Here is a 6,389-nt window from a genome sequence, read left to right on the forward strand (position 1 = left end):
GACAGGCCGTTTTCTCTTCCGCCAACTTGCCGGCGGCGATCGCTGTGTTCGTGCTTGCGATCTGCGCGCTCTTCGTCGATCAGCAAAACAGAAAAGTCTCCGACCAGCTGTTGCGCGCCGACGTGCTCGCCAAGGTCAACATCATCCGCGCCAAGCTCGAGGGAAACATAAACGGCAACCTGCAGCTGGTGCAGGGCCTTGCTTCGGCGGTGACGACCGAGCCGTATATGGGGCAACAGCGATTTGCGGCGCTCGCCGCGAACCTGTTCAAGGAGAAATCACAGCTGCGCAACATTGCCGGCGCGCCCGACCTTGTGATCTCGTTGATGTACCCGATGAAAGGCAACGAAAAGGCGCTCGGGCTCGACTACCGCAAGAACGAAGCACAGCGCATGGCGGCGCTGCGGGCGCGCGACCAGCGCGCCTTGGTCCTGGCGGGTCCGGTAGACCTCGTCCAGGGCGGCCGAGGCTTCATCGGCAGGATTCCGATTTTCGTACCGACAGTGGGCGGCGGTGACCGGTTCTGGGGCATTCTCTCCGCCGTCATCGATGTCGACAGGCTCTTTGCCGCAAGCGGCCTCACCGACCCGGACCTCGATATCGAGGTCGCCCTGACAGGCAAGGACGCGCTGGGCGGCGGCGGCCAGCGCTTCTTCGGCAGCGAGAACGTGGTCAACGGCAACCCGGTAACGGCCGAAGTGGGACTTCCGCTGGGGTCCTGGCAATTGTCGGCGATACCGAAACACGGCTGGCCGGCCACGCCGAAGAATGAGGCCACCTTGTGGGCAACGGTGGCGCTGGCCGGCGCGCTGATTGTGTTGCCCATCCTGATAGCCGGTTGGTTGTTCGGCGAGAGACAGAAGAATTACCCGGAGCTGCGGCGGCTTTCCCAACGCCTTGAGCTTGCGCTAGATGCCTCGGGCATCGGCGTATGGGAACACGACCTCGCCACCTCGCAGCTCGTGTGGGACGATCGCCTCAACGAGATCTATGGCAGGCCGGCTGACGGCCGGCCGCGTGGCTATGACGACTGGGCGCTGACCATTCATCCAGACGACCTGGAGCGCGCAAGAAGGGACTTCGACACGGCGGCAGCAACCCAAGGCCGCTATTCCTCGCAGTACCGTCTTCTCCTTCCTGACGGCACCGTCCGCCATGTGCGCACCCGGGCAGGCTTCCTGCAGGACGTCGACGACACGCCCAAGATGATCGGCGCTGAATGGGACGTGACCAGCGACGTCCTGCTCAATGAGAATCTGGTGCATGAGCGGCAATTGTCGGAATCGAAGAATGCCGAACTTGAGACCGCCAAGGCGCGCATCGAGCACGTTGCGCTGCATGATTCTCTGACGGGCCTGCCCAATCGCCGCTATCTTGATGAGATGCTGGCCGGGGCGCACGATGATCGCACTGCCTTGCTGCATCTCGACCTCGACCGCTTCAAGCACATCAACGACACGCTCGGCCATGCGGCAGGCGACGCCATGCTCATGCATGCCTCGAAGGTCATCAAGGCCAACGTCCGGGCGGCCGACTTCGTGGCGCGCATCGGCGGGGACGAGTTCATCGTGGTGTGCCGCGGACGCAGGGACGATGAACTCGCCGCACTCGCGGACCGGATCATCGAAGAGATGCGCCAACCCGTCGACTATAAGGGCCACCAATGCCGGTTTGGGGTCAGCATCGGGATTGCGGCCAATAGCGGCATCGATGCCAAGCAATTGCTGGTCAATGCCGACCTCGCGCTCTACCGAGCCAAGAGCCGAGGGCGCAACCGTTATGAGTTCTTCAACGAAGAGCTGCAAAGCGAGATCGTGAAGACCAAGCAAACTGCCGACGAGATTCTCGGCGGCTTGGAGCGCAACGAGTTCATTGCCTATTACCAGCCGCAGTTCGACGCCAACACGCTCGAGATCGTCGGTGTCGAAGCGCTGTCGCGCTGGCGCCATCCACAGCGCGGCATCCTCGGCCCCGACGTGTTCCTCCAGGTGGCCGAGGAATTGAACGTGGTCTCGCTCATCGACCGCACGATCCTCGAACAAACGCTCGAGAATTTCCAGCGCTGGTCGCTCGACGGGCTCAACATCCCGCGCGTGTCGGTCAATGTCTCGGCACGAAGGCTGGAAGACAAGGATCTCATCAACGGCCTGCGCAAGCTGGCGATCAAGAAGGGAACCGTTTCATTCGAGCTCGTGGAGTCTATCTTTCTCGACGAGCACGACGACCTTGTCGCTTGGAACATCGAGCACATCAAGGAACTCGGAATCGACATCGAGATCGACGATTTCGGCACGGGCTACGCATCGGTCGTCAGCCTGCTCAAACTGCAACCGCGCCGTCTCAAGATCGACCGGCAGCTCGTCACGCCGATAACCGGCTCGCCGGCGCAGCGGCGGCTGGTGTCGTCAATCATAGAGATCGGCAAATCGCTCGGCATCGGGGTCGTGGCGGAAGGCGTCGAGACGATGGAACATGCGCGCATCCTGAAAGAGCTTGGCTGCGACATCCTGCAGGGCTACGCCTTCGGGCGCCCGATGGACGCAACATCCTTCAGGATCTTCGCGCAGTCGCGGGAGTGGCTGGCAGCGGGATAGCGATGCCGGCTCACCGAGCTGCCATTTGACCGGGCTGTTGCCGGCTGCACGACCCGTTCGGCAAGCGGGCAAACGACAGGACAGCCCTGCCGAGAGGGAGACCCGCTGAAAACCCGGTCATCAAACTGTCACACCAGGCGGCAATCGCCATGGTAGGTTTGCCGCGGCCGCCCCCGCGACCCCGACCGCATCAAGAACCGGCGAAGCCGCCATGAACATCGCCCTCCCCGCCGAAGACACTGATCTCTCGCCCTATCTGCCGGACGAGCACGGGCTGTTCTTCATCTACCATTTCAAGGCCGATGGTTCCCGCACCGCCGATCCCGCCGAGGCGCATTGGAGCTGGCGCAGCTACCAGATCACCGACATGCGCGCCCGCCACGAGATCGGCGCCGAGACGGCCCTGCCGGCGCCGGTGCGCGACGCCTTCCTGTCGCCAAGCCATGGCTGCCAGATCGATTTCGATGACGACTTCCTCTATGGCGACCTGCCGGACCTCAGGCACGATTTTGCCGAGACGCGCGGACTCACGCATTTCCGCTTCGCCTTCAACGACAAGATGCTGGTCGGCGCCCGCAAGCAGCCGCTGGAATCGGTCGACAAGATCCGCAAGCTGGTAGAGAGCGGCACACGGAAATTCCGCACGCCGGCCGAGCTGATCGAAGCGGTGATGGGCCAGTCGCTCGACGGCATGGCGGCCGAGCTCGACAAGATGGGCAACACGCTCGACGGCATCGAGGATCGCATCGTGTGCAATGCATGGCACAATGAGCGCCAGGCGCTGGTCGACGCGCGCCGGCAGCTGGTGCTGATCCACCGGCAGATGGCGACGCTCACCAGCCTCTTCCGCCACCTCGACCATTCGCATCGCAACGAGCTGCCCGACCCGATCAACGACATGGCCACACGCCTCTCGCACCGGGCGCATACGCTGCATCATGACGGCGAGCAGCTGCAGGCGCGCACGCGGCTGCTGCAGGATGAGCTGATGGCGAAGCTTACCGAGCAGTCGAACCAGCTGCTCTACATCCTCTCCGTCATGACGGCGGTCCTGTTGCCGACGACCATCATTTCTGGCCTGTTCGGCATGAATGTCGGCGGCGTGCCGCTGGTCGACACGCCGCACGGCTTTTGGGTGGTGACGGCGATCTCGGTCGTCATAGCCGGCGTTGTTTACAAGATCGTGCGACGGCTCGGGCGCGTGTAGGGCGCCGATCCTATCTCGTCGCCGGCGCCGCCGGCCGCGCTTCGCGGCCCCTGAACATCGACCAGCTGTACATCGCCAGCGCCGTCCAGATCAGCCCGAACGCGATTGCCTGTGTGGTGCCGAACGGCTCACCGAAGATCAGCACGGCGATCAGAAACACCATGGTCGGCGCGATATATTGCATGATGCCTATGGTGGACAGGCGCAGCAGCCTTGCGCCGAAGGCGAAGAGCAGCAGCGGCACGGCGGTGATCGGGCCGCAGCCGATGAGCAAGGCCGTGTCGGCACCGGTGCTGGAGATGAGGTGATCCTGGCCGGTGGCAATCAGGTAGACGATGTAGCAGAGCGCCGGCACCGACAGCAAAAGCACCTCGAGCAGGAAACCCTGGCTCGGGCCGATCGGCAGCGTCTTGCGGAAGAAGCCGTAGGCGGCAAAGGAAAAGGCGAGCGCCAGCGACACCCAGGGCAATTTGCCTGCCTCGACAGTCAGCACCGTCACCGCGATGGCGGCCAGCACAACAGCCGAGATCTGCAGCCGGTCGAGCTTCTCGCCGAGCAGCACGGCGCCGACGATGACATTGACCAGCGGGTTGATGTAGTAGCCCAGCGCGGTCTCGACGGTACGGTCGACCGCGATCGCCCAGACATAGATGCCCCAGTTGACCGAGATCAGCACCGCCGTCAGTGCCGCCATGGCAAGGCTCTTCGGCGAACGGATCGCCGCCTTGAAGTCGGCGGTGCGGCCGGCCCAGAGGAGCACCGCCGCCGCGATCGGCACCGACCAGACGACGCGGTTGGCGATCACCTCGGCAAGCGGCAGATGCGCCACCGCCTTCATATAGAAGGGCAAGAGCCCCCAGAGGAAATAGGCGCCAAGTGCCAGAAGGAAGCCGCGGCGGCCCTTGGCGACTTGATCGGGATCGGCTTTAGCGGTGACCATGGCCCAATGCTATGGCCCAGCGGGCCGCCCAAGACCATCACAAAATTATGATGGATCAACGGAGTTTTGGTGATGGCTCAGCGGGCCGGGACCGCTTCCTTTCCGTGGCGCCGCATCACAATTCGCCTCCGCCGGTCCGCCTACAGAATTTTCTGTTTGCGATGGCCCGCCCGTAGTAATAGCCTCATTTTAGCGCTTGGGGGAATTCTAATATGAAGTGATTCTGGAACCCTTCAATGTCGCGCCTGACAAGTGCCATAAAGAATAGGAAGTATACTTTCTTCCGAGCGCAGCTCGGGGTAAGGCGTCATCTGGCCGACTCGGTCGCCTATCGGGCTTACCGCGCGACAACAGACATCGATTACTTCTTTCACGTTTTCCCGGACCGCAAGCTGATCTATGTGGAAGTACCCAAGGCGGGTTGCACCACAGTCAAGCGACTCCTTTCGATCTGCGCCTACGGAATCAACCATGATGACGATCCCGAAGCATATCATTCGCGTCGAAAATCCGGACTGCTTGCCCCGAGCGACGTCGGCGTAAAACTGTTCGAATCGCTGCTGCGCGACCCGGAGACGCTGATTTTCTCGGTGGTGAGAAATCCATTCTCCAGATTGCGGTCATGTTATCTCAACAAGTTCTATAAGCTCAAACTATCCGACCCAGGAAATACCGGACTGATTGAGCAATTGATGGGCGACATGACCTCATTGTCCTCGTCCGACATCGACCGAGACCAACTGTCTTTCGACAGCTTCGTCAAAGGCGCCTGCACAACGGCTGCTCTCGGCAAGAACGGCCATTGGAGCCTGATGTCAGCAATAATTCCGAATTCGAGCGACTTCAGGATCGAGATCATAAAGCTCGAATCCCTGGCCGAAGGCTTGAATCCTGTCTTGGCCCGATTAGGCGCTTCGGAGGAAATTCGAAACTCGCTGGCAAAACCGCTCAACCAGTCTGCCCCTACGCCAGGAATTGCATGGACCCGGCCGCTGGTTGATCAGGTCAGGCGGGCCTATGCGGAGGATTTCAGGCGGTTCGGTTATGATGCCGACTATCGAGCCGGCTGACGGTCCGAATCCCCCTACTCCGCGGCCACCATCCCAGCCATCTCGCGGTTCTTCATCAGCTTGTAGATGATCGAATCCATAAGCGCCTGGAAGGAGGCGTCGATGATGTTTTCCGAAACGCCGACCGTCCACCAGCGGGCGCCGGTGGAATCATGCGACTCGACCAGGACGCGCGTGATGGCCTCGGTGCCGCCATTGAGGATACGCACCTTGAAGTCGGCGAGCTCGAGATCGACGATCTCGCTTTGGTATTTGCCGAGGTCCTTGCGCAGCGCGATGTCGAGCGCGTTGACCGGGCCGTGGCCTTCCGCCACCGACATCTTCTCCTCGCCATCGACCTCGACCTTCACGATCGCCTCGGAGACGGTCTTCAGATTGCCGTTGGCGTCGAAGCGGCGCTCGACCATGCAGCGGAAGGAGGTGACGTTGAAGAACTCCGGCAAGCCGTGCAGCATTTTTCGCGCGAGCAGCTCGAAGGACGCGTCGGCGCCTTCATAGGCATAGCCTTCGGCCTCGCGCTCCTTGACGACGGCGATCAAGGAGTCGAGCCGGTTGTCGTCCTTCGGCACATCGATGCC

5 protein-coding genes are annotated in these 6,389 nt (G+C 61.9%); 3 read left to right on the plus strand and 2 right to left on the minus strand.

What is annotated here, in order from left to right; genetic code table 11:
• Together EOA27_RS17300 and EOA27_RS17305 are read left to right on the plus strand one after the other, a co-directional pair.
• On the plus strand, positions 1 to 2,594 hold a 2,594-nt coding region (locus tag EOA27_RS17300), incomplete at its 5' end, for an EAL domain-containing protein (protein ID WP_245491110.1).
• Between the two features lie 211 nt (positions 2,595 to 2,805).
• The gene (locus EOA27_RS17305; protein ID WP_126078284.1) at positions 2,806 to 3,801 is read left to right on the plus strand and encodes a transporter; all 996 of its coding nucleotides are present in this window, start codon (positions 2,806 to 2,808) and stop codon (positions 3,799 to 3,801) included.
• A 10-nt stretch (positions 3,802 to 3,811) separates the two neighbouring features.
• Here the strand turns inward: EOA27_RS17305 and rarD are convergent, their stop codons facing one another.
• Positions 3,812 to 4,741: an EamA family transporter RarD gene (gene rarD / locus EOA27_RS17310; RefSeq protein ID WP_126078285.1), complete on the minus strand. Its 930-nt coding sequence runs from the start codon at positions 4,739 to 4,741 to the stop codon at positions 3,812 to 3,814.
• 236 nt (positions 4,742 to 4,977) lie between these two features.
• Here rarD and EOA27_RS17315 point away from each other — a divergent pair, with 236 nt between their 5' ends.
• Positions 4,978 to 5,811, plus strand: a complete 834-nt coding sequence (locus EOA27_RS17315; RefSeq protein WP_126078286.1) for a sulfotransferase family 2 domain-containing protein — start codon at positions 4,978 to 4,980, stop codon at positions 5,809 to 5,811.
• A gap of 14 nt (positions 5,812 to 5,825) precedes the next feature.
• Here EOA27_RS17315 and EOA27_RS17320 read toward each other — a convergent pair.
• Positions 5,826 to 6,389 (minus strand): alpha-isopropylmalate synthase regulatory domain-containing protein (locus tag EOA27_RS17320; RefSeq protein ID WP_281059433.1); only part of this gene is annotated, 564 nt, incomplete at its 5' end.

It is taken from the genome of Mesorhizobium sp. M2A.F.Ca.ET.037.01.1.1, from assembly GCF_003998075.1.
In the GTDB taxonomy this organism is placed as follows: Bacteria; Pseudomonadota; Alphaproteobacteria; order Rhizobiales; family Rhizobiaceae; genus Mesorhizobium.